The following is a 21,523-nucleotide window of genomic DNA, read 5'->3' on the forward strand; positions in this document are numbered from 1 at the left end:
ACCAAGCGCACAGGGCGTGCATCTGTGAAAGTGTTATGGCAAGGATGGCTTAAGTTACAAGCCATCCTGGAAGGCTACGATTTAGCAAAATCTCTTGAGTCAGACTTGTGATCAAGAGACAGCTTAAAAAGTGGCTTTGTGTTTAAAGAGCTTAATAACCTGAGTTCAGGTTGAGTAATAAATTACTCTGCGTCAGCTTCTTTGTATTTAGCAGCAGTTTCAGTAATTAACGGCTGTAATTCACCGCGTTGAAACATTTCGATAATAATGTCACAACCACCAACTAATTCGCCATCTACCCAAAGTTGTGGGAATGTTGGCCAATTTGCGTATGCTGGAAGCTCAGCACGAATGTCTGGATTAAGTAAAATATCAACGTATGCAAATGGTTCACCACATGACATTAACGCTTGCGATGCTTGTGAAGAAAAACCACAATTTGGTAATTTTGGTGACCCTTTCATGAAAAGGATTATTGGATTTTCTGAAATTTGCTGTTTAATTTTATCAATGGTTTCCATCTACAACCTCAAAGTAACGATAGCTAAATATATTTAGGTCTTGAAAATAACTCATCGTGACCACAAATATATAACTTAAAATGGGCAAATAAAGCCGCAATTGAAATAGTCTTTCGCAATAGCATTGCTGTTTGCTTAAACTTGAGTAAAATACTCAACAATTATAGTAACACTATATTACCGCTTGGTATAGGTAACTGCTCTGTTTCAACAGGCATTACGTATTACCAAATGGACTATCAACCAAAGAAGATGGAGATAAAAAAATGGCATTTGAACTACCGTCACTACCATATGCAATCGACGCACTTGAGCCACATATTTCAAAAGAAACGCTAGAGTTTCACCATGGCAAACACCACAACACTTACGTGGTTAAGCTTAATGGTTTAATCCCTGGTACTGAGTTTGAAAACAAATCTCTAGAAGAGATCGTATGTTCATCAGAAGGCGGCGTATTTAACAACGCAGCACAAATCTGGAACCATACTTTTTACTGGAACAGCTTATCTCCAAACGGCGGCGGCGAGCCTACTGGCGCAGTTGCTGATGCAATCAACGCTAAATGGGGTTCTTTTGATGCGTTTAAAGATGCATTAAATGACAAAGCAGTAAATAACTTTGGTTCAAGCTGGACGTGGTTAGTTAAGCTTGCTGATGGTTCACTAGACATCGTTAATACATCTAACGCTGCTACACCATTAACTGATGATGGCGTTACTCCAATCCTTACAGTGGATTTATGGGAACACGCTTACTACATCGATTACCGTAACGTTCGTCCAGATTACCTTAAAGGTTTTTGGTCGCTTGTTAACTGGGAATTCGCGAACGCTAACTTCGCTTAATTAGCCTTTAAACGCTAATGTAAAAAAGACGCTTAGGCGTCTTTTTTTGTTTGTTGTTTTTCACACCTAAGCGCCTCATCATTTAATAAAACGCTTTTAGTAACATGATCTTTTTTCACTTAAATTTTTAATTTTATTGCACAAAAATATACATTCGTGACTAGACTTTAAAAGGTAAGCACCTTTTTACAGCGGGTTTCGGAGGTTATTATGACGATTTTTGAGCATTACCAAGCACGATACGAAGCGGCACAGGAAGAAGAATACAGTATCGCTGAATTTCTTGAGATTTGTAAAACCGATAAGTCTGCCTACGCCAGCGCACCAGAACGCCTACTCATGGCAATTGGCGAACCACACATGGTAGATACCGCAACGGATGCACGACTAAGCCGGTTATTTTCTAATAGAGTAGTTGCACGCTACCCTGCCTTTGCTGATTTTTATGGTATGGAAGACGCCATTGAGCAAATAGTCTCTTATTTAAAACACGCCGCCCAAGGGCTTGAAGAATGCAAACAAGTGCTTTATTTACTTGGACCTGTTGGTGGGGGTAAATCATCCATTGCTGAAAAACTAAAGTATTTAATGCAACAAGTGCCTATTTATTCAATTAAAGGGTCTCCTGTAAACGACCACCCCCTCTGCTTGTTTGATCCTATCGAAGATGCAGACGTACTCAGCAAAGAATACGGTATTAAACCGCGCTACTTAAAAACCATTATGTCGCCTTGGGCTGGCAAACGCTTAAAAGAATTCAATGGTGATATTAGCCAGTTTAGAGTGGTTAAACGCTACCCTTCTATTTTAAACCAAATAGGCATTGCCAAAACCGAACCAGGAGATGAAAACAACCAAGATATTTCAGCACTGGTTGGTAAGGTCGATATTCGCCAGCTTGAGCACTTTGCCCAAAACGATCCTGATGCATACGCCTACTCTGGCTCTTTATGTTTAGCTAACCAAGGGCTGATGGAATTTGTAGAAATGTTTAAAGCGCCTATTAAAGTGCTGCATCCTTTACTTACCGCCACCCAAGAAGGTAACTATAACGGCACAGAAGGTATTAGCGCCCTGCCCTTTAATGGCATGATCCTCGCTCACTCTAATGAGTCTGAGTGGCAAACCTTTAAAAACAATAAAAACAACGAAGCATTTTTAGACCGTGTTTATATTGTAAAAGTCCCTTATTGCTTACGTGTGACTGAAGAAATTAAAATTTACGACAAATTACTTGAGCACAGCGAGCTATACAACGCGCCATGTGCACCGGGTACACTCAAAACATTGGCGCAATTTACGACGCTATCACGTTTAAAAGAGCCAGAAAATTCAAGTATCTATTCTAAAATGCGGGTATACGATGGCGAGACCCTAAAAGACACCGACCCTAAAGCAAAATCGTATCAAGAGTATCGTGATTACGCAGGTGTTGATGAAGGTATGACGGGGCTCTCTACCCGCTTTGCGTTTAAAATTTTGTCCCGTGTGTTTAACTTTGATACCACTGAGGTTGCTGCAAATCCGGTGCATTTGTTCTATGTGCTTGAGCAACAGATAGAGCGCGAGCAATTTTCAAGTGAAATAGAAGAGCGTTATTTAAGCTTTTTAAAAGGCTATTTAATTCCACAATATGTCGAGTTTATAGGTAAAGAACTGCAAACCGCTTATCTAGAATCGTACTCAGAATACGGACAAAATATTTTTGACCGTTATGTTATTTATGCAGATTTTTGGATACAAGACCAAGAATATCGCGACCCCGATACAGGGCAACTATTTGACCGCGCAGCGCTAAATGCTGAACTTGAAAAAATAGAAAAGCCAGCGGGTATTTCTAATCCTAAAGATTTTCGTAATGAAATAGTGAACTTTGTACTGCGTGCCCGTGCACACAACAACGGTAAAAACCCACTATGGACAAGCTACGAAAAACTACGCACGGTGATTGAGAAAAAAATGTTCTCTAATACCGAAGATTTACTCCCTGTTATTTCGTTTAATACTAAAACGTCTGCAGAGGATCAGCAAAAGCACGAAGACTTTGTGAACCGTATGGTCGAAAAAGGCTATACACAAAAACAAGTTCGCTTGCTTTCTGAGTGGTATTTACGGGTTAGAAAATCGCAATAACCTTCATAGTCGTAGTATATAGGAGGTCAATATGGCGCATTTTATAGATAGGCGTTTAAACGGAAAAAATAAAAGTACGCTTAATCGCCAGCGCTTTATTAGGCGCTATAAAAAACAAATTAAAGAAGCGGTTTCAGATGCGATTAACAAACGCAGCGTTACCGATTCAAGCTCTGGTGAGAGTATTTCTATTCCACAACGCGATATCAGCGAACCTACATTTCATCAAGGGCAAGGCGGGAATAGAGAACAAATTCACCCTGGTAACGATCAGTTTTCTACAGGTGATAAAATTGAGCGCCCTAAAGGCGGACAAGGCGGTGGTGCCGGTGAAGGTGACGCCAGCGATTCGGGCGAGGGACAAGATGAGTTTGTATTTTCAATATCAAAAGATGAATACCTTGATTTACTGTTTGAAGATCTAGAACTTCCTAACTTACAAGAAAACCAACTTGATAAGTTAGTGCAAATGAAAACCCATCGCGCAGGATTTTGTAGCGACGGCATGCCAAGTAATATTGACATTGTACGCTCTCTTCAAGGCTCGCTTGCACGGCGTGTTGCCATGAGTGCAGGTAAAAAACGCCGTTTAAAAGAGCTCGAAGAACAACTTGCTCTGCTGCTTGCTGGTCCACATAACGATAAAGCGGCAATTGCTTTATTACAAAAAGAAATTGCAGAATTAAAAGTGCAAATTAAGTCGGTTCCGTTTATTGATAACTACGATTTACGTTTTCGTAATTACGAAAAGCGCCCTCACCCCACCAGCAAAGCCGTGATGTTTTGTATTATGGATGTGTCAGGCTCAATGGATCAGCCAACAAAAGACATGGCAAAGCGTTTTTATATTTTGCTCTATCAATTTTTAACGCGCAGTTATAAAGACATAGAAGTTGTTTATATTCGCCACCACACACAAGCTAAAGAAGTAGACGAACAAGAGTTTTTTTACTCTCAAGAAACTGGTGGCACTATTGTTTCGAGCGCACTTAAATTAATGAACGAAATAATAAAAGAGCGTTATCACGCAAACGAGTGGAATGTATACGCCGCACAAGCCTCTGATGGCGATAACTGGGCGGACGACACCCCGCAGTGTGGTGAAATATTACGTAATAAGCTCTTAAGCGCAGTACGCTATTTTGCTTATATTGAAATAACCACTCGTGCTCATCAAAGTCTATGGCGCGAATATGAATCTATAACACACAGCCATAATAATTTCGCTATACAGCATATCCAAAGCGTTGAAGATATTTACCCAATTTTTAGGGAGCTATTTAAAAAAGGTCGTCAACAGCAAAACTCTGCATAGCCTAAAGCGAGGTAACATTATGAATGATAAACGATTGAGTGATGGCCCAGATTGGACCTTTGATTTATTAGATGAGTACCAAGGTGAAATTGCCCGTGTTGCAGCTCACTACAGGTTAGACACCTACCCTAATCAAATTGAAGTGATAACCGCAGAGCAAATGATGGATGCTTATTCAAGCGTTGGTATGCCTATTGGCTACAGTCATTGGTCGTACGGTAAAAAGTTCATTCAAACAGAGCAAAATTATAAGCGCGGACAAATGGGTCTCGCTTACGAAATAGTGATAAATTCAGACCCTTGTATTGCGTACTTAATGGAAGAAAACACCCTACCTATGCAAGCGCTTGTAATGGCACATGCGTGTTACGGACATAACTCATTTTTTAAAGGTAATTACTTATTTAAAACCTGGACCGATGCAGGTTCAATTATTGATTACTTGGTATTTGCTAAAAACTACATAAGCCGCTGTGAAGAAAAGCATGGTATTACACAAGTAGAAGCCCTACTCGACTCATGTCATGCATTAATGAATTACGGGGTCGATCGCTACAAACGTCCACAACAAATATCGCTATTTGAAGAGCAAAAACGCCAACAAGAGCGCGAAGACTACCTTCAATCGCAAGTAAACGAATTATGGCGAACTATTCCTGAGCAACAGCAAGAAACCAAAAAGAAAGTTCGCCATTTCCCTTCTGAACCTCAAGAAAATATTTTGTATTTTATTGAAAAAAATGCCCCATTACTCGATTCTTGGCAACGTGAAGTGATACGTATTGTTCGTAAAATTTCGCAATACTTTTACCCACAAAAGCAAACTCAAGTAATGAACGAAGGCTGGGCAACTTTTTGGCATTACACCATCCTTAATCACTTATATGATGAGGGAAAGCTCACCGACTCTTTCATGTTAGAGTTTTTACAAAGCCACACCAACGTAGTTTATCAGCCACCTTATAACAGTAAGTATTATTCAGGCATTAACCCATATGCTTTAGGCTTTAATATGATGGTTGATATTCGCAGAATATGTGAACACCCAACTGAAGAAGATAAACGCTGGTTTCCTGAATATGCAGGCAGTAATTGGCTAGATACACTGCATTTTGCAATGGAAAACTTTAAAGATGAGAGTTTTATTAGCCAGTTTTTATCGCCTAAGTTAATTCGTGATTTTAAATTATTTACTATTATTGACCATACTAATAATCCCCATCTAGAAATTGGCGCAATACATAACGACAACGGCTATAAAGCTGTAAGAGAAGCACTCTCTGCGCAGTACAACTTGAGTAATCATGAGCCTAACATTCAAGTGTATGATGTTGATATTAGAGGTGACCGTTCATTAACCCTACGCTATGTACCTCATAACAATATTCCTTTAGCAAACTCGCACGAGGAAGTACTTAAGCATCTTTACAGATTATGGGGCTTTAAAGTAAAACTAGAGCAAGAGTCAAATTCTGGTGAGGTTTCAATGATTGGTCAATGCCCAATAGATGACTCTAGACACACAACACAATAATGAAGAGCAATAAAATTTTCATACTGATTGGGTTTGCTCAGCAGATTGTAAAAAAAACTATTATTTAACCCTAAATTCTGGACATAAAAAATGACGCTTAAGCGTCATTTTTTATGTCTTCGTAGGCTATTACTTTATTTCGCCCTGTATTTTTAGATTGGTACAGTGCTTTATCTGCAGCCTCTATCCAGCGCTCATGATTTTTAAAATCATTACTGCTACCAGCCAGCCCTATACTTACCGTCATTGTTATTTCAAAGTGTTTATACTTAACAGGGTTAGTTTCAATCAATACCCTTAAACGCTCAGCAAATACAAAAGCGCCTTCTTTATCTGTATCAAGTAATGTTACTGCAAACTCTTCACCGCCATAGCGCCCTGCAACATCAGTTTCGCGCAGCGTCGTACGTAGTAAGTTAGATAAATGACGAAGCGATTCATCACCACAGCTATGGCCATATTCATCATTTATTTTTTTAAAGTGGTCAATATCAAACATTAATAATGTACTACAGCCACCACTTCGCTTAACTCTCAAAAACTCTTGGCGTAGCGTACCTTCCCAGTGTCCACGGTTTGCAAGCTGCGTTAAGCTATCTGTTTGACTTACTTGTTCTAATTTTTTGTTTAACTCTTCAAGCTCTTTTTTATTTACCGCGACATCTGTTACATCATACAAAATAATACAAATATGGCTAACTTCGCCCATCGTATTTGTAAGAGGGATAAATGTCGCATTTTGATACATGTAATCAGCTTTACCAGTAATAGGTCTATAATTTTTAAACCTAAAAATGTATGGCTGCTGCTCCCAAATCGTAAAAGAGCGGTTCTTTAAAACAAAAACCGATTCTGATTTACTTCTAAACCATTTTTCGTCTATTGCTGGAAATAAATCAAATAGGTCTTTATCTTTTACTGCGCTTGGTAGAAGCCCTGAATGGTTTTCCATAAAACCATTCCATACACACACCTTATAATCTCTATCAAGTACTACAAGGCCTACATCAACGGTATTAAACATATCCATAAGCCAATGGATCTCATTCATTTCTAAATCTGCAGCCATAACTTAATCTTCTAATAGGTAAGCAACTTTATACTTCAAAGTTTTAAGTGAATCTTCAGTAAATAACAGCATGAGGTCGCAATTTATATCATGGTTTTCAATACCGTAACTAATCTCTATAGCAAGGGTGCGTTGCCAACGTGACTTGTTTGATTTAACAAGCTCAGACACATCTCTGTGTTGGCCAAGTACAATCGGGTGCCCTTGACTAAATGACATATCGAGCTGTTTTGAAAGACCCGTTAAAATAGCGCCTATCAAAATATTACTAATATCCATAAGCAGCTCAAGTTCAACTTTATCGTTTAACTCGCCGTCATAGTTCATCAAAGAAGCTATTTCTTTAAAGCTTGAATCATTTAAAAGTAATAGCGCCTCGCCCGAAATACCACCGCCAATAAAGCCCTGGCACACACCCGATGTAGCTGCGTTATTATCTATAGACTGCAGCGCCATATCGAGTTCATTAACTTCCAAAATATTCACATTAGGAATTGGTAACTCTACAAATACATTAAGAAGACGTGCAAGTAAATCCCCAGCCTGCCCCATAGCAACGTTAGTTAGCTCTTGGTATATATCCCGAACATCAGGGTCGACTTGCTCTCCTAGCGAATGAGAGAGACGCTCACGCATGGCTTTATCTTTAATCCCATGGTGTTCAATTATGCTGGCTAGTTTTTCGGGAGAACATGGTTTTTGAATAAAATCGATAGCACCAAGCTCAAGCACTCTTTGGTGTGCACTTGGTTGTATATCACCAGAGACAACAACAGTGAGAATATTAAGCCCCTGTTCTTTCATAGCGATTAAAACTTCATAACCGTCCATTTCTGGCATGTTTAAATCGAGAAAAAGTATCTCTGGTTCAATTAACTTTATTTGCTTTATACAATCAACGCCGTCAATTGCAAATTCAACTTTAATGTCCCAATCTTCAGGTAATGAGCGAGCTAGCTGACGTCTAGCTAATTTCGAGTCATCACATATTAATACCGATGTTGACATATTATCTCTCTGTTTCTAAACCAGTAATGAGCATTAAAATCATTTTATGATGGTTTTTATTTTTATTATTGAAGATATCTTTTGTAACTTCATGTTAATCAAAGTTTAGCATAGTTACAATTTTTATATTTCAGAGCTAATACCCACTCTATTAAGCAGGTTTAATCACTTGGTAACTATAGCCCAGTATAATACACTGACGCCCATTGCGTTAATTTAAAAGGAAATACCTTATGTTACGTTCACTTGCCTTTGCTTTGAGTTCATTTTGTTCTGTGGCTATTGCAGCCGACTATCCAGAAAACACGCTTGATGCAGGAAAAGTATCCGCGCAAGGCAAACCAGTCACTTTATTAGGTCAAGGTATCTCAATTGGAGATAGTGCGCCAAACTTTAAAGTTGTTGATGACAACTTTATTCCAGTGACACTTGAGGATTATAAAGGCCAAGCTGTATTAATAAGTGTAGTACCCAGCCTAGATACCGGCATTTGTAGCCTGCAAACTAAGCACTTTAATGAAAAAGTAGCCTCACAATTCCCAAGTGTAGTTATGCTAACAATTAGTGCTGATTTACCATTTGCTCAAAAGCGTTTTTGCAAAGCTGAAAATATCGATAAAATCACTACGTTATCAGATTCTGTTTGGCGCGATTTTGGCCAAAAATACGGATTGATTATTAAAGATATGGGCTTATTAACGCGAACGGTATTTATTTTAGATGAAAGCCATAACGTCATTTATAAACAATTAGTTAGTAGCCTTTCAACTGAACCAGAATACAACAGCGTAATTGAGAAACTTAAAACGTTGTAAAGCCGATTAAATAGCACTGATTAAGCAATGCTAAACAGCCTTAAAACAAAAAACCGCCAATTGGCGGTTTTTTAATGTGCTTTTATATTTAACCTAAAAGCTCACCAAGTTGTGAACTTACAGCTTCAACAGCTTGTGTACCATCTAGTTTGTGGTATTGAGTATTACCAGCAGCAGCTTCTGCTTGGTAGTAATCAACTAATGGCATAGTTTGCTCGTGATAAATACCTAAACGTTTACGTACTGTTTCTTCAGTATCATCAGCGCGAACAATTAAGTCTTCCCCAGTTTCGTTGTCTTTACCTTCCACTTTTGGTGGATTATATACAATATGGTAAACACGACCAGAACCAGGATGAACGCGACGTCCGCCCATACGTTCAACAATCACTTCGTCAGCCACGTCAAATTCAATAACGTGATCAACCACTACGCCATTTTCTTTCATCGCATCAGCTTGAGGAATTGTGCGTGGGAAGCCATCAAGTAAAAAACCTTTCTCACAATCAGCTTTAGTAATACGCTCTTTTACTAAACCAATAATAATATCGTCAGAAATTAGTTGACCAGCATCCATTACTTTTTTTGCTTCTAAGCCTAATGGCGTGCCCTCTTTAATTGCTGCACGTAACATGTCGCCAGTAGAAATTTGTGGAATACCGTATTTGTCCATTAAAAACTGAGCTTGAGTACCTTTGCCTGCACCCGGCGCGCCCAAAAGAATAATGCGCATATTATTGTCCCCTAGTATGGATATTTATTTTAAAGCCTGAATTCTTCCACAAGCGCCGCCGATACTCAAGCAACTTATACTAATTGATGAGTTGTTGATGTATTTACAGCGCATTAAAAAAGGGAACATACGTTCCCTTTTATTTAAAGTATATAATTTACACTTTTATTAACTAAATAGTTAACTGACTACTTGCTTAGTTCAAGCATTAGTTTGTTTAGGCGAGTAACAAATCCTGTTGGATCTTTAAGTGTACCGCGCTCTGCAAGTAATGCTTGGTCTAATAAAACATGTGACCACTGTGAAAATTTATCTTCATCTTGTTCGTCATTCAAATGCTTAACAAGTTGATGCTCTGGGTTTAGCTCAAACACAGGTTTTGCTTCTGGTGCTGCTTGACCAACAGATTCCATTAGCTTTTGCATTTGTGAGCTCATGTCGTTGTCGTCACTTACAACACATGCTGGAGAATCTGTTAGGCGGTGCGTAAAGCGCACTTCTTTAACGTCATCACCTAGTGCTGTTTTAATACGTTCAACAAGGCCAGCCATCTCTTTTTCAGACTCTTCTTGTGCTTTTTTAGTTTCTTCGTCGTCCAGCTTACCTAGATCTAGATCACCACGTGTGATTGACTGTAGTTGCTTATCAGCAAATTCAGTTAAGTGGCTCATCATCCACTCGTCAACACGGTCACTTAGTAACAATACTTCAATCCCTTTTTTGCGGAAAATCTCTAAATGAGGAGAATTTTTCGCAGAAGTAAATGTATCAGCTACTACATAGTAAATTTTGTCTTGGTCTTCGTTCATACGTTCAACATATTGCTCAAGCGACACATCTTGCGTTTCTGAATCGGTATGAGTAGACGAAAAACGTAGTAGCTTACATACGGCTTCTTTATTTGCCGCATCTTCAGCTGGGCCTTCTTTCATTACTTGGCCAAACTCATTCCAAAATACTTGGTAATCGTCAGCTTTGTTTTTAGCCATACGCTCAAGCATTTTAATAATGCGCGATGTACACCCTTTACGAATAGCTTGCGTTACTTTGTTGTCTTGTAGAATTTCACGAGATACGTTTAGAGGTAAATCGTTTGAATCTAGTAACCCTTTTACAAAGCGAAGGTAGCTTGGCATGAACTGCTCAGCATCATCCATTACAAATACACGTTGTACGTAAAGCTTTAAGCCACTTTGACGTTCACGGTTCCATAAATCGAAAGGTGCTTTTTTAGGGATGTATAAAAGGCTCGTGTATTCAGTTTTACCTTCAACCTTATTATGTGCCCAGCTAAGTGGATCTTCCCAGTCGTGGCTTACGTGCTTGTAAAACTCTTTGTATTCTTCATCAGAAAGCTCTGACTTATCACGCGTCCACAATGCAGTTGCACGGTTAATGCTTTCCCACTCACCTGGTACTGCTGGAATTTTTTCGCCGTCTTCGCCTTCAGACTCTGGTACTTCTGCTTTAAACATTTGTACAGGTGTTGAAATATGGTCTGAGTATTTTGTAACAATGCCACGTAAGCGGTAATCGTCAGCAAATTCTTTTTCTTCATCACGAAGATGTAAAATAATGTCGGTACCACGGCCTTCTTTTTCAATTTCTTGAAGCGTGTATTCGCCTTCACCTTGAGATTCCCACTCGTAAGCGGTTGTTTCACCGGCTTTACGTGTACGAACAGTTACTAAATCAGCAACAATAAATGCTGAGTAAAAACCAACACCAAATTGACCAATTAATTGTGAATCTTTACTTTGATCACCCGTTAAGTTTTTAAAAAACTCAGCAGTACCCGACTTTGCAATAGTACCCAATGAGCTTATTACTTCATCACGTGTCATACCAATACCATTATCAGAAATGGTAATTGTATTTGCTTCTTTATCAGCACTAATACGAACACGTAAGTCGGCATCACCTTGGTAAAGGTCGCCTTGAGAAAGCGCTAAAAAGCGTAACTTGTCTGCCGCATCTGATGCGTTTGACACAAGCTCGCGTAAAAATATTTCTTTATTAGAATAAAGAGAATGAATCATTAAGTTTAATAATTGTTTTACTTCTGTTTGAAAGCCTAATGTTTCTTTTTGTGCTGCAGTCATTTATATATCTCCAATTTGCAAAGTGTCTGCGTTATGCACTTAATATGGGGTGAGGTGTTAGAACTTCAAGGGAAAAATCAAAAAAAGGTGAAACGAAAAAATAGAATATCTCGTTTATCTAAAATGGGTGCAGACAATTAATATGAATCTTTTCACCTGTTGTTGGATGTTCAAAATATAAATCGCTGGCATGTAATTGTAAGCGTCCTGCCATGTACTCACTTTGTGCACTTTTATATAAATCACAGCCTAAAATTGGATGCCCTATAAACTGGCTGTGTATTCGTAGTTGATGGGTACGTCCGGTAACGGGCGTAAATTGCACTAAGGTTCTGCACGGCTGTTTAAGCCGCTCAAGCACACTGTATTCACTCACCGCTACTTTGCCCATCGTTTGGCAAATTTTAACTCGCGGAAAAAGCAGTTTATCTTTTGCTATTGGCGCAGTAATTGACCCCACATCAACAGCTAAGCACCCTTCAAGCATCGCTACATAACGCTTTTGAATAGTGCGCGCTTGAAACTGTTTATTAAGATGCTTTGACGCTTCGGCGTTTAATCCAACAATCATAATGCCCGATGTACCCAAATCTAACCGATGCGGTAACTTAGCCTCAGCAAATGCGGCTGTTAACCCTTTTTGACCATGTACTAAACGGTAATGTACTGAGTCCCAGTTAAGGGGGTTTTTACCAGACAAACTTAATAACCCACTGGGTTTATTGATCAATAAAATATCGTCATCTTGATATAATATTTCAATAAACCCGTCGCACTTAGGCGCTACAAAGTCATCAACAATCATGTGTGGTGCTGAAGGTGTTTGCGATGTTGAGTTAGCCATTAAATTAGTCAATATCTTTTGAATGAAGCGCTTTTAAAGCCAATACTTGCTCACGTAAATCGTCTGCTACTACTTTGTCAGCGGCAATCGGGGTACCTACTGCAACCGACACCAAAGACCATTTTAATCGTGGTAGTTGCCACTTAGCTTTTCGGCTAAACATACTTCCCCACAGGCCCCCTAAATGCACAGGGATAACGGGCACAGGTGAGCGCTCAATAATGCGCTCGATTCCACGGCGAAAAATATCGATAGAGCCGTCACTGGTTAGTTTTCCTTCAGGGAAAATACCAACAAGTTCGCCTTTATTAAGCGCAGCAGCCACTTCGTCAAACGCTTTTTTAAACGCTTCTGGATTGGTTTTTTCACTGTTAATGGGAATAGCTTTGGCCATTTTAAATAACCAATGTAGGGCTGGCGAATAATAAATAGGGGCAAATACCATAAATCGGATAGGCCTTGGTGATGCTGCTAAAATAAACATCCAATCGACAAAGCTCACGTGATTACACACTATAACGGCAGCGCCTTCATCTGGAATATTACTTTCACCTTTTGTACGCACTCTGTACATACAAATAGCTAAAATATATATAATAAATCGTAAAAAGAACTCTGGTACTTTGGTATAAATATAAACAGATATAAGCAAGTTTAGCCCAGCAAGTAACAGTAGCAACTCTGAAATACTCCACTGAAAAACAGACAGCGTTACAATACTTAAAACAGCACTGCCCACCATAAACAGTGCATTTAACACATTGTTAGCCGCTATAACTCGTGAGCGACTCGACTCTTCAGTACGCTGTTGAATAAGCGCATACAGAGGTACAGTATAAAAACCAGAGCCAATACCAATGCCTGCCATCCATACAAAATGCCACAACATGTCGCCTGTTTTTAATAACTGCTCAAGCGTCAATAATTCAAGGTTTTGAGGTAAATAAGAGCTAATAGCGCTCTCTTGGCTCAGTAAGTATAAAAACAAGGTAATTAAAATAGCGCCAAAAGGCACAATTCCTAATTCTATTCGAGAGCGAGAAAGCTTTTCACACAATAACGAACCAATAGCAATACTTAGTGAAAACACAACAAGCGCGCTAGTTACAACCAGTTCATCGCCGCCCATTGTGTGTTTTACATAATTTGGTAGGGACGTTAAAATAATTGCGCCAATTAACCAAAACCAACTGATCCCGAGGACTGATTTACCAACCGATTCTGTTTGCGAATTAAGTGCTGAAAATACGTTTTTCGTGGATGAAAATATATTATAGGTAAATTTTAAGTTAGGCTCGTTTGCCTCACTAATGGGTATAAAGCGACTACTCACATAACCCATAACAGCCAGTACTAATACGGCAATACTTATAAGCGTAGGCCCTACTGATTGAGTAATATAATAGGTGCCAAAAATTGTACCAATTAATATTGCTACAAACGTGCCTGATTCAACCAAGCCATTCGCTTTTGTTAATTCGTTAGGGGCTACGTGCTGCGGTAAAATAGAGTACTTTAATGGACCAAAAAACGTACTTTGTACGCCCATTAAAAATACGGTGGCTAACATCAGCCAAACATACTGCGTTAAAATAGAGACAGCCCCTACAACCATAATAGGGATTTCACATAGCTTTACGATTCTGATTAGTTTGGATTTTTCTGTTTTTTCAGCTAGCTGCCCCGCCATTCCTGAAAATAAAAAGAAAGGTAGGATAAATAACCCAGCAGCAATATTTGAATAAAGTGCGCCATCAGCAAGCGTTGCAGCCTGGAATATCAATAAAATAAGCACTGATTGCTTATACACGTTATCGTTTATCGCTGAGAAAAACTGCGTAATAAAAAGCGGTAAAAAACGCTTACTACCCAGTAATGTACCTTGGTAGGGTTGATTATCTTTCATTGTATTCCTTACTAATTAGAGACATAGCCCAAAAATATATTATACCAATTTGTTTAATTAAATGATCTATTTTGAGGGCGGAAAAACGTGTTGATAGCTAGGCAAAAAATTCGCTATTTAGTTGTTCTAAATGAGAATTTTTTAACGCAGGTAGCGACACGTTTAGCCCCGCAAAATGATTAAGTATTATTGCGGATTGGTATTTGATTGTTTCTAAGCTTACCTTAAAAACAAAAAAGCCTACATGATTTAATCATGCAGGCCTTTATAATATCTTTTCAAATAGTAACTTAGAGTTAGTCTTGTGTAACTAAACGCCTGCCGCTAAAAGCATGCATAAGCGTTCTACCATCTACTAAATCAAGCTCGCCCCCCACAGGAATACCGTGAGCAATACGCGAAGCACCTACTTTATATTTATGACAAAGCTGAGCAATATAATGAGCTGTAGTATCGCCTTCAACGGTAGGGTTAGTCGCTAAAATAACCTCATTAATACCGCCTTGAGCAAGTTTTTGCTCTAAAACGTCTAAGCCAATTTCTTTAGGGCCGATACCGTCAATTGGCGATAAATGACCCATTAAAACAAAGTATAGCCCTAAGTACTGACCCGTTTGCTCAATGGCAAGCACGTCAGTAGGCGATTCAACAACACATAATATGCCGCTGTCTTGGCGTTTTGTACTTAAACAAATATCGCACTGAGCTTGTTCGCAAAAAGTACGACAAGACTGACAATGCCCTATGGCTGTCATTGCTTTGGTCAATGCATTGCCCAGCTGAGTGCCTCCCTTTCGGTCGCGCTCAAGCAAGTGAAAAGCAATACGTTGCGCTGACTTTGGACCAATGCCCGGTTGACAGCGCAGTGCTTCTATAAGTTGATTTAAACTATCTGAAAGTTGCATTATTTACTTAAAACGGCATTTTCATACCTGGTGGTAATTGCATACCGCCAGTTACTTTACCCATGCGCTCTTGTGTTTCTTCTGCAACACGGCGTACAGCATCGTTACATGCTGCTGCAAGTAAGTCTTCAATCATGTCTTTGTCGTCTTCCATAAGGCTTTCATCAAGCTGAACACGACGTACATTGTGGTTACCAAGCATGGTTACTTTAACTAAACCGGCACCGGCTTCGCCAACAACTTCTAATGTTGCGATTTCGTCTTGGGCTTTTTGCATGCGATCTTGCATTTGCTGCGCTTGCTTCATCATGTTGCCCATTCCACCTTTAAACATAACTTTCTCTCTTTCTTTTAATACATTAATTAACATGAACATAAGGGCGATTGTAAGTAATTACAATGCCTGAATACTGTTTTCGTCAATTTCGGCGCTAAATACTTGCTGAAATTGTACTATGTTTTCATCCGATGTGATCACATCGATTGCTTGTTGATGACGTCCTGCATCTATTTTTTGCTGAATAAGATAAGGAGAATCAATAACTCCCTTAGCAAAATTAATACTTAACGACACGTTATGCTCATAAATACTCGACAATGCGGCATCTAATCTTTGGCGAAGCATCGGTGTATCTAAATGCTTTTGTGATTCATCAACGTCTATATGTAAGCTGTTGCCTTGCTTGGTAAATATTGAATGCAACGCAAATTGGCGCATACGACCACCCAGTCCCATACGTTTAATTAAATAAGCCCATTCATCTTGTTGATGTGCAAATCTAATTTCACTAATTGGACTTTGAAAATCATCAGGCACGGGAATGCTAATTTCCTCGGGCGCTGCTTCAGGTACTTTTTGAGGGTTTATTTGCTCAAGTAGCTCTGGCGCTAGATTTTCGGTAATTGTTTGATGCTTTTCTTTAAAATCAACTTTTCGTGCTGGTTTTGTATTAGCGTGACCATGTGCCTGGCTTTCGCTCCCTGTTAGTGGGAGCTCATGCTTTTTTTCACTTGCATCTGCACTATCATTCACCCAAGGTGGGGGATCGCTAGGTGCTACGTTTGTAACGCTGTTGAGCTCGTTTGTATTTTCAGCGGTACTATCTTGGTTAACACTTTGAGCTTTAGGCATTCTTTGCTGGTGTTCAGGCTTTTTAGCGGGCGCTTGGTTTGGCTGCGCTGCTACATTATTTGCAGAGGTGCTTGTACTCTTGCTTGATAACCTACCCGCACCGGATATGTTTCTGTCACGTAAAATACGAGCAATGGCAGATTGCGCCTGCGCTTCTTGTTCAGCTATTGGCGTACTTGCATTGTGATTTGTTAAGGGCTCTGGTGAAGACTCTGAGTTTGCAGTAGGTGCAGGTTTAAAACCCTGATCTACAGCGCTACTCATTATATCGTCAAATTGCGAGGCCAGCGTTTGTTCAGCATCACTATGGAGCATATAAGCTTCATCTTCACTTTGTCGCTGGGCTTGAGCATCTGAAACAACATTGGTTTGTGGTTGCTCTTTAGCTAAAGCCTGTTGCTTTGAAGCGTTTTCACTTTGTTGAACCGGTTGCTCTACTGCAACTTGGGCAGGCTCATTATTACTTTGCACGACTTCATTATTTGATGACTGAGCGGCTGCGTTAGCTGAAGGCTCTATCTCGACGGCTTTAGGCTGCTCTGCATTGCTAACTGGCTTAGTATTATTTACTGGAGTACTACTTTGGCCAGCGACGGTGTTTTGCGATGTTTTATTTTTATTTAATATATCTCGCAGTGCATTTGCGCGGCCTTGTTTATTTGGGGCCGGCTCTTCGTTTGCTGTGTGTACAGTTTGTTGCGCGTCTGTAGGCTTAAATGCTAATAATCTTAGCATAATCATTTCAAAACCTAAGCGAGGCTCTGGTGCCCATTGTAAATCTTTTTTACCATTTAACAGCAACTGATAATAAACTTGAATTTGCTGTGGGCTCGTATGCTGTGCAACATGAGCAATATAATCTACATTTTTTTCATCAAGCCCTGCCGCTTCTGGCACTAACTGGGTTAGTTGAGTCAAATGCGTAAGTGCAATTAAATCATCAAGCAATGCCACATAATTAGGATTACGACTTGCCACCTGCGCAATCTCATCCATTAATGCAGCACCATCTTGAGCAAGTAATGTTGCAAGCAAGCTTTGGCTGTAATGGGTATCCATTAAACCAAGCATAGTTTGGACTGCTTGATTATTAATATCACCATTTGTTTGCGCAATAGCTTGGTCGGTTAAGCTAAGTGCATCACGCATACTGCCATCAGCGGCTTTTGAAATAATGCTAAGTGCATCGGTATCAAAGCTAAGCTGCTCTTGAGTAAGTACGTGTTCAAGCTGTGTTTTAATTTCACTTTGCGACAAGGCATTTAAGTTAAATTGTAGACAGCGAGATAAAATAGTAACTGGTAATTTTTGAGGATCGGTGGTCGCCAATAAAAATTTCACATGCTCTGGTGGCTCTTCAAGCGTTTTTAAAAGCGCGTTAAAGCTGTGCTTAGAAAGCATGTGAACTTCATCGATTAGGTATACTTTATAACGTCCACGCGTTGGTGCATATTGAACGTTATCAAGTATTTCGCGAGTGTCTTCTACTTTTGTACGAGAAGCCGCATCTATTTCGAGTAGGTCAATGTAGCGCCCTGCTTCTATATCCAAACAGCTGCTACATTGTCCACACGGATTTGCAGATATACCTTCATCGCAATTTAAGCTTTTAGCAAAAATACGTGCAATGGTGGTTTTACCTACACCGCGGGTTCCAGTGAATAAATAAGCGTGATGCAGTCTATTTTGCGTAAGCGCATTTACAAGCGCTTGCTTAACATGAGACTGCCCAACCAATTCATGAAAGGTTTGAGGACGCCATTTTCTCGCTAGAACCTGATAACTCATCGATTACTCGCCTTCGAATTCAACCAATTTTAGGATTTTAATACCCATTTTTTTGATGCGCTGCTCGCCACCAAGTTCTGGTAGTGATACAACAAATGCTGCATCTGTGGCTTCGCCACCTAGTTTATTAACTAACTTAGCAGTGGCTTCAATTGTGCCACCAGTTGCTAATAAGTCATCAACTAGTAATACTTTGTCGCCAGGTACAATTGCATCTACATGCAGTTCTAGCGTGTCTTCACCGTACTCAAGTAAGTAATCTTGGCGAATAACTTCGCGTGGTAACTTACCTGGTTTACGTACTGGAATAAACGGAATGCCTAACGCATAAGACAATGGCGCACCAAAAATAAAACCACGTGATTCTGTGCCTATGATTTTAGTAAAGCCCTGATCTTTATATTCTGCGATAAACGCGTCAATAGTTGCTTTAAAGGCTTCTGGATTTGCCATTAAAGTGGTTACATCGCGAAACATAATGCCCGCTTTTGGATAATCAGCAATTGTAGTTATGCTGTTTTTGATAATTGCTGGTGTTACTTGAGTCATAATTTTAACTGCTCAATTGTTTATATTACAAAGCAGGTGATTATAACCTTAACTAACCTTTAATTGCGAGTTTGGCGTTATTATAAAAGAAGTATTAAATATGGACGGGGTAATTAAAATAAAGTGGTTCAAGGCTGAAGTTAGCAACAGCCTTAATAAACGCTATACATTTTACGTTAAGCTAGTGATCCAGCCTAATATTGCATTTAAACAACCAATCCCTGCAAATACAGCTAAAAAAGCAAGAAAGTAAGTAACGTTGAACGGATCTTTAAAGTCTTTATCATCTGACATTGGTACAACCTTTTATTAAGCACGGCAAATAAGGCTGCCATAATAGACGATGTAAAATCATCAATAAAGACCTTAGCCTTGATTTTTTGTCACAATCACTCCGCGTTCAACCATAGCATTAAGAGTAACCAGTGCACCTTGAGCAATTTGCTCTGCATTAAATTGTGGTGCATGAGCTAATACCTGTTGGCAGACGTTGTCAAATGTCGCGCCTTCGCTTGCCTCTATGATTGACAATAGCAAAGCTGTCATCGCATTCGTAGCCAGAAATTGAACGTCGTCATTTTCGTCTCTATATACAACAAAATAATTAGGCTGAGGTGATGGCTCTTTTGGTTTAAAGCGATTGCTAATATTTTGAACCGGAAATTGATAACTTAAATTTCTTGCCATTTTCGATAAATATAAAGCTGAACTAGTGAGCGCTGTTGTTTGTAATTTTTTCTCTTGCTCATCTTCGTGTGCAATGGATACATCTAGCTCTACCCATTCATAATGGGCAAGCTCAAGCATAAACACGGGATCGTATTTTTTCATTTTATAATCACTTGATAAGTAATTAATAAACTCCCCTGCTATGTCTAAAAAGTACGGCGAATGACAATCATATTCGCTAAAAAACTGGCGTACGAGGGCTTGCCATTGCTTCTGGGTATATAACGTTTTTAATACCGGAAAACCTGATGATATAAAACCTTCAATGTTATTAAAAAATAGGTCGCGATAAATAGCCATACGCCTGTCTTCGATACCGCTGGGCTTTTTATTTTTTTGAGGCTCGCGAATATGCGCCATAAATTCGTTTTGTATTTCAATAAAGCTCATAACTAGGCACTCTTTTAATGTTGATAAAGGCTTATATTAAGCTCGTTGTTTTGAAACAGTTGAATCAAAGTGTTTAGCTTGTAGATCATGAATTATATCTAACTCTTTGGTTAAAACATTCATGGTAGGAATATTAAAATCGCGCTCAAGCAAGGTGGGAAATACGCCATGCACTTCGTATGCTTTATCGAGTAGCTCCCAAACAGGATCAATCACATCAGCGCCATGTGTATCAACAATTAAGTCATCAGCCTCATTATAATGGCCAGCAACATGCCCATAGGCTATACGATTAGAGGGTAACCCAGTTAAAAATGCTTGCGCGTTGTAGCCATGATTTATCGAATTAACATAAATGTTATTCACATCAAGTAAAAGCTTGCAGTCAGCTTGCTCTAAAATAATATTCGTAAATTCAAGCTCTGATAATTGCTGTCCAGGAGCACCATAATAGGAAACATTTTCTATCGCAATTTGCTGCTCTAGTATGTCTTGAACTTGTTTAATGCGAGGTACAACATGTGCTATGGCATCTTGTGTAAATGGAATGGGCATTAAGTCATACATATGCCCTGTACCGGAGCAGTAACTTAAGTGCTCACTAAAAATTTTTATATTGTGCTCTTCAAAAAACACTTTTAAAGACTTAACAAATTCAACATCAAGAGGTTCGGGAGAACCGATAGACAGTGATAATCCATGACACACAAAATTATTAGCATCGGTTAATGTTTTAAATTGCTTTTTAAAGCGTCCACCCAGTTTTAACCAGTTCTCTGGCGCAACTTCTAAAAAGTCTACTTGATTAGGTACATGCTCAAGCAGCTCATCAAGCATTTCTCGTCGTAGGCCAAGGCCCACCATCCCAAAATCTTTACTTTGAGTTTGTATCATAACTACCTCTAACTTAACAAAAAAGGGCCTTAGGGCCCTTTTAGCATAACTTATTTAGAATAAGATATTAACGGCCACCACATTTACCTTCGCCGCACTTACCTTCTTTTTTAGTTTTTTTAGCGTCGCCGCCACATTTACCTTCACCACATTTGTCTTCTGTTTTAGCTTTTGCGTCTTTTGCATCGCCGCCATACTTACCTTCGCCTCATTTACCTTCTTTTTTATCTTTTGCGCCGCCACCACATTTGCCTTCGCCGTCTTGACCTTCTTGTTTATCTTTTTCTTATCCGCCCACTTTTCCTTTG

At 39.3% G+C, this 21,523-nt stretch carries 19 protein-coding genes and 1 pseudogene; 5 read left to right on the forward strand and 15 right to left on the reverse strand.

What is annotated here, in order from left to right; genetic code table 11:
• Nucleotides 1-182: 182 nt before the first annotated feature.
• Nucleotides 183-521, reverse strand: coding sequence for a Grx4 family monothiol glutaredoxin (locus H5159_RS19780; protein WP_004335359.1), 339 nt, complete (start codon nucleotides 519-521; stop codon nucleotides 183-185).
• A 266-nt stretch (nucleotides 522-787) separates the two neighbouring features.
• Here H5159_RS19780 and H5159_RS19785 point away from each other — a divergent pair, with 266 nt between their 5' ends.
• The 4 genes from H5159_RS19785 to H5159_RS19800 all read left to right on the forward strand — a co-directional run bounded on the left by H5159_RS19785 (nucleotide 788) and on the right by H5159_RS19800 (nucleotide 6,351).
• Complete coding sequence (locus H5159_RS19785) at nucleotides 788-1,369, forward strand: superoxide dismutase (RefSeq protein ID WP_002960323.1); 582 nt, start codon at nucleotides 788-790, stop codon at nucleotides 1,367-1,369.
• Between the two features lie 210 nt (nucleotides 1,370-1,579).
• Complete coding sequence (locus H5159_RS19790) at nucleotides 1,580-3,502, forward strand: PrkA family serine protein kinase (protein ID WP_138489317.1); 1,923 nt, start codon at nucleotides 1,580-1,582, stop codon at nucleotides 3,500-3,502.
• 31 nt (nucleotides 3,503-3,533) lie between these two features.
• Nucleotides 3,534-4,817 carry a YeaH/YhbH family protein gene (locus tag H5159_RS19795; RefSeq protein ID WP_182780902.1) on the forward strand — a complete coding sequence of 428 codons (1,284 nt, stop codon included), beginning with the start codon at nucleotides 3,534-3,536 and terminating at the stop codon, nucleotides 4,815-4,817.
• Nucleotides 4,818-4,836: 19 nt separating this feature from the next.
• Nucleotides 4,837-6,351 (forward strand): SpoVR family protein, encoded by a 1,515-nt coding sequence (locus H5159_RS19800; protein WP_182671670.1) that lies wholly within the window; start codon nucleotides 4,837-4,839, stop codon nucleotides 6,349-6,351.
• Nucleotides 6,352-6,448: 97 nt separating this feature from the next.
• Here H5159_RS19800 and H5159_RS19805 read toward each other — a convergent pair whose 3' ends face one another.
• A complete protein-coding gene (locus tag H5159_RS19805; protein ID WP_024592692.1) occupies nucleotides 6,449-7,420 on the reverse strand; it encodes a diguanylate cyclase in 972 nt (323 codons plus the stop codon).
• A 3-nt stretch (nucleotides 7,421-7,423) separates the two neighbouring features.
• A complete protein-coding gene (locus tag H5159_RS19810; RefSeq protein WP_182780903.1) occupies nucleotides 7,424-8,428 on the reverse strand; it encodes a response regulator in 1,005 nt (334 codons plus the stop codon).
• A 233-nt stretch (nucleotides 8,429-8,661) separates the two neighbouring features.
• On the opposite strand from H5159_RS19810, the gene tpx reads away from it, so the two are divergent.
• Entirely contained in the window at nucleotides 8,662-9,243 is a 582-nt protein-coding gene (gene tpx / locus H5159_RS19815; protein ID WP_182695637.1) for a thiol peroxidase, read from the forward strand.
• 88 nt (nucleotides 9,244-9,331) lie between these two features.
• Here the strand turns inward: tpx and adk are convergent, their stop codons facing one another.
• From adk to H5159_RS19870, 12 genes and pseudogenes are all read right to left on the reverse strand, one after another.
• On the reverse strand, nucleotides 9,332-9,976 hold the full coding sequence (adk, locus tag H5159_RS19820; RefSeq protein WP_010553395.1) for an adenylate kinase: 645 nt from the start codon (nucleotides 9,974-9,976) through the stop codon (nucleotides 9,332-9,334).
• 188 nt (nucleotides 9,977-10,164) lie between these two features.
• A complete protein-coding gene (gene htpG, locus H5159_RS19825; protein WP_024592695.1) occupies nucleotides 10,165-12,078 on the reverse strand; it encodes a molecular chaperone HtpG in 1,914 nt (637 codons plus the stop codon).
• A gap of 118 nt (nucleotides 12,079-12,196) precedes the next feature.
• Nucleotides 12,197-12,922 (reverse strand): RluA family pseudouridine synthase, encoded by a 726-nt coding sequence (locus H5159_RS19830; RefSeq protein ID WP_259399134.1) that lies wholly within the window; start codon nucleotides 12,920-12,922, stop codon nucleotides 12,197-12,199.
• Between the two features lie 4 nt (nucleotides 12,923-12,926).
• Entirely contained in the window at nucleotides 12,927-14,828 is a 1,902-nt protein-coding gene (locus tag H5159_RS19835) for an MFS transporter (RefSeq protein ID WP_121953896.1), read from the reverse strand.
• A 296-nt stretch (nucleotides 14,829-15,124) separates the two neighbouring features.
• Nucleotides 15,125-15,733, reverse strand: a complete 609-nt coding sequence (recR, locus tag H5159_RS19840) for a recombination mediator RecR (RefSeq protein WP_008165968.1) — start codon at nucleotides 15,731-15,733, stop codon at nucleotides 15,125-15,127.
• A 7-nt stretch (nucleotides 15,734-15,740) separates the two neighbouring features.
• The gene (locus H5159_RS19845) at nucleotides 15,741-16,067 is read right to left on the reverse strand and encodes a YbaB/EbfC family nucleoid-associated protein (RefSeq protein ID WP_002962306.1); all 327 of its coding nucleotides are present in this window, start codon (nucleotides 16,065-16,067) and stop codon (nucleotides 15,741-15,743) included.
• Between the two features lie 60 nt (nucleotides 16,068-16,127).
• Nucleotides 16,128-18,653 carry a DNA polymerase III subunit gamma/tau gene (gene dnaX, locus H5159_RS19850; RefSeq protein WP_182780905.1) on the reverse strand — a complete coding sequence of 842 codons (2,526 nt, stop codon included), beginning with the start codon at nucleotides 18,651-18,653 and terminating at the stop codon, nucleotides 16,128-16,130.
• A gap of 3 nt (nucleotides 18,654-18,656) precedes the next feature.
• Nucleotides 18,657-19,202: an adenine phosphoribosyltransferase gene (apt, locus tag H5159_RS19855; protein ID WP_002962303.1), complete on the reverse strand. Its 546-nt coding sequence runs from the start codon at nucleotides 19,200-19,202 to the stop codon at nucleotides 18,657-18,659.
• A gap of 171 nt (nucleotides 19,203-19,373) precedes the next feature.
• Nucleotides 19,374-19,496, reverse strand: a complete 123-nt coding sequence (locus tag H5159_RS21130; RefSeq protein WP_259398718.1) for a hypothetical protein — start codon at nucleotides 19,494-19,496, stop codon at nucleotides 19,374-19,376.
• A gap of 72 nt (nucleotides 19,497-19,568) precedes the next feature.
• Nucleotides 19,569-20,321, reverse strand: a complete 753-nt coding sequence (locus tag H5159_RS19860; RefSeq protein WP_182780906.1) for a DUF2063 domain-containing protein — start codon at nucleotides 20,319-20,321, stop codon at nucleotides 19,569-19,571.
• Nucleotides 20,322-20,357: 36 nt separating this feature from the next.
• Nucleotides 20,358-21,215, reverse strand: a complete 858-nt coding sequence (locus H5159_RS19865; protein WP_024596352.1) for a DUF692 domain-containing protein — start codon at nucleotides 21,213-21,215, stop codon at nucleotides 20,358-20,360.
• Nucleotides 21,216-21,282: 67 nt separating this feature from the next.
• Nucleotides 21,283-21,498, reverse strand: a pseudogene (locus H5159_RS19870) (hypothetical protein); the annotation flags it as partial.
• Nucleotides 21,499-21,523 lie beyond the last annotated feature (25 nt).

The sequence above is a fragment of the Pseudoalteromonas sp. SG43-1 genome (assembly GCF_014164415.1).
Lineage (GTDB): Bacteria > Pseudomonadota > Gammaproteobacteria > Enterobacterales > Alteromonadaceae > Pseudoalteromonas > Pseudoalteromonas distincta.

Coding starts and splice junctions, on each gene's coding strand:
- H5159_RS19780 (WP_004335359.1), bottom strand. CDS start 521: ATGGAAACCATTGATAAAATTAAACAGCAAATTTCAGAAAATCCAATA.
- H5159_RS19785 (WP_002960323.1), top strand. CDS start 788: ATGGCATTTGAACTACCGTCACTACCATATGCAATCGACGCACTTGAG.
- H5159_RS19790 (WP_138489317.1), top strand. CDS start 1,580: ATGACGATTTTTGAGCATTACCAAGCACGATACGAAGCGGCACAGGAA.
- H5159_RS19795 (WP_182780902.1), top strand. CDS start 3,534: ATGGCGCATTTTATAGATAGGCGTTTAAACGGAAAAAATAAAAGTACG.
- H5159_RS19800 (WP_182671670.1), top strand. CDS start 4,837: ATGAATGATAAACGATTGAGTGATGGCCCAGATTGGACCTTTGATTTA.
- H5159_RS19805 (WP_024592692.1), bottom strand. CDS start 7,420: ATGGCTGCAGATTTAGAAATGAATGAGATCCATTGGCTTATGGATATG.
- H5159_RS19810 (WP_182780903.1), bottom strand. CDS start 8,428: ATGTCAACATCGGTATTAATATGTGATGACTCGAAATTAGCTAGACGT.
- tpx (WP_182695637.1), top strand. CDS start 8,662: ATGTTACGTTCACTTGCCTTTGCTTTGAGTTCATTTTGTTCTGTGGCT.
- adk (WP_010553395.1), bottom strand. CDS start 9,976: ATGCGCATTATTCTTTTGGGCGCGCCGGGTGCAGGCAAAGGTACTCAA.
- htpG (WP_024592695.1), bottom strand. CDS start 12,078: ATGACTGCAGCACAAAAAGAAACATTAGGCTTTCAAACAGAAGTAAAA.
- H5159_RS19830 (WP_259399134.1), bottom strand. CDS start 12,922: ATGGCTAACTCAACATCGCAAACACCTTCAGCACCACACATGATTGTT.
- H5159_RS19835 (WP_121953896.1), bottom strand. CDS start 14,828: ATGAAAGATAATCAACCCTACCAAGGTACATTACTGGGTAGTAAGCGT.
- recR (WP_008165968.1), bottom strand. CDS start 15,733: ATGCAACTTTCAGATAGTTTAAATCAACTTATAGAAGCACTGCGCTGT.
- H5159_RS19845 (WP_002962306.1), bottom strand. CDS start 16,067: ATGTTTAAAGGTGGAATGGGCAACATGATGAAGCAAGCGCAGCAAATG.
- dnaX (WP_182780905.1), bottom strand. CDS start 18,653: ATGAGTTATCAGGTTCTAGCGAGAAAATGGCGTCCTCAAACCTTTCAT.
- apt (WP_002962303.1), bottom strand. CDS start 19,202: ATGACTCAAGTAACACCAGCAATTATCAAAAACAGCATAACTACAATT.
- H5159_RS21130 (WP_259398718.1), bottom strand. CDS start 19,496: ATGTCAGATGATAAAGACTTTAAAGATCCGTTCAACGTTACTTACTTT.
- H5159_RS19860 (WP_182780906.1), bottom strand. CDS start 20,321: ATGAGCTTTATTGAAATACAAAACGAATTTATGGCGCATATTCGCGAG.
- H5159_RS19865 (WP_024596352.1), bottom strand. CDS start 21,215: ATGATACAAACTCAAAGTAAAGATTTTGGGATGGTGGGCCTTGGCCTA.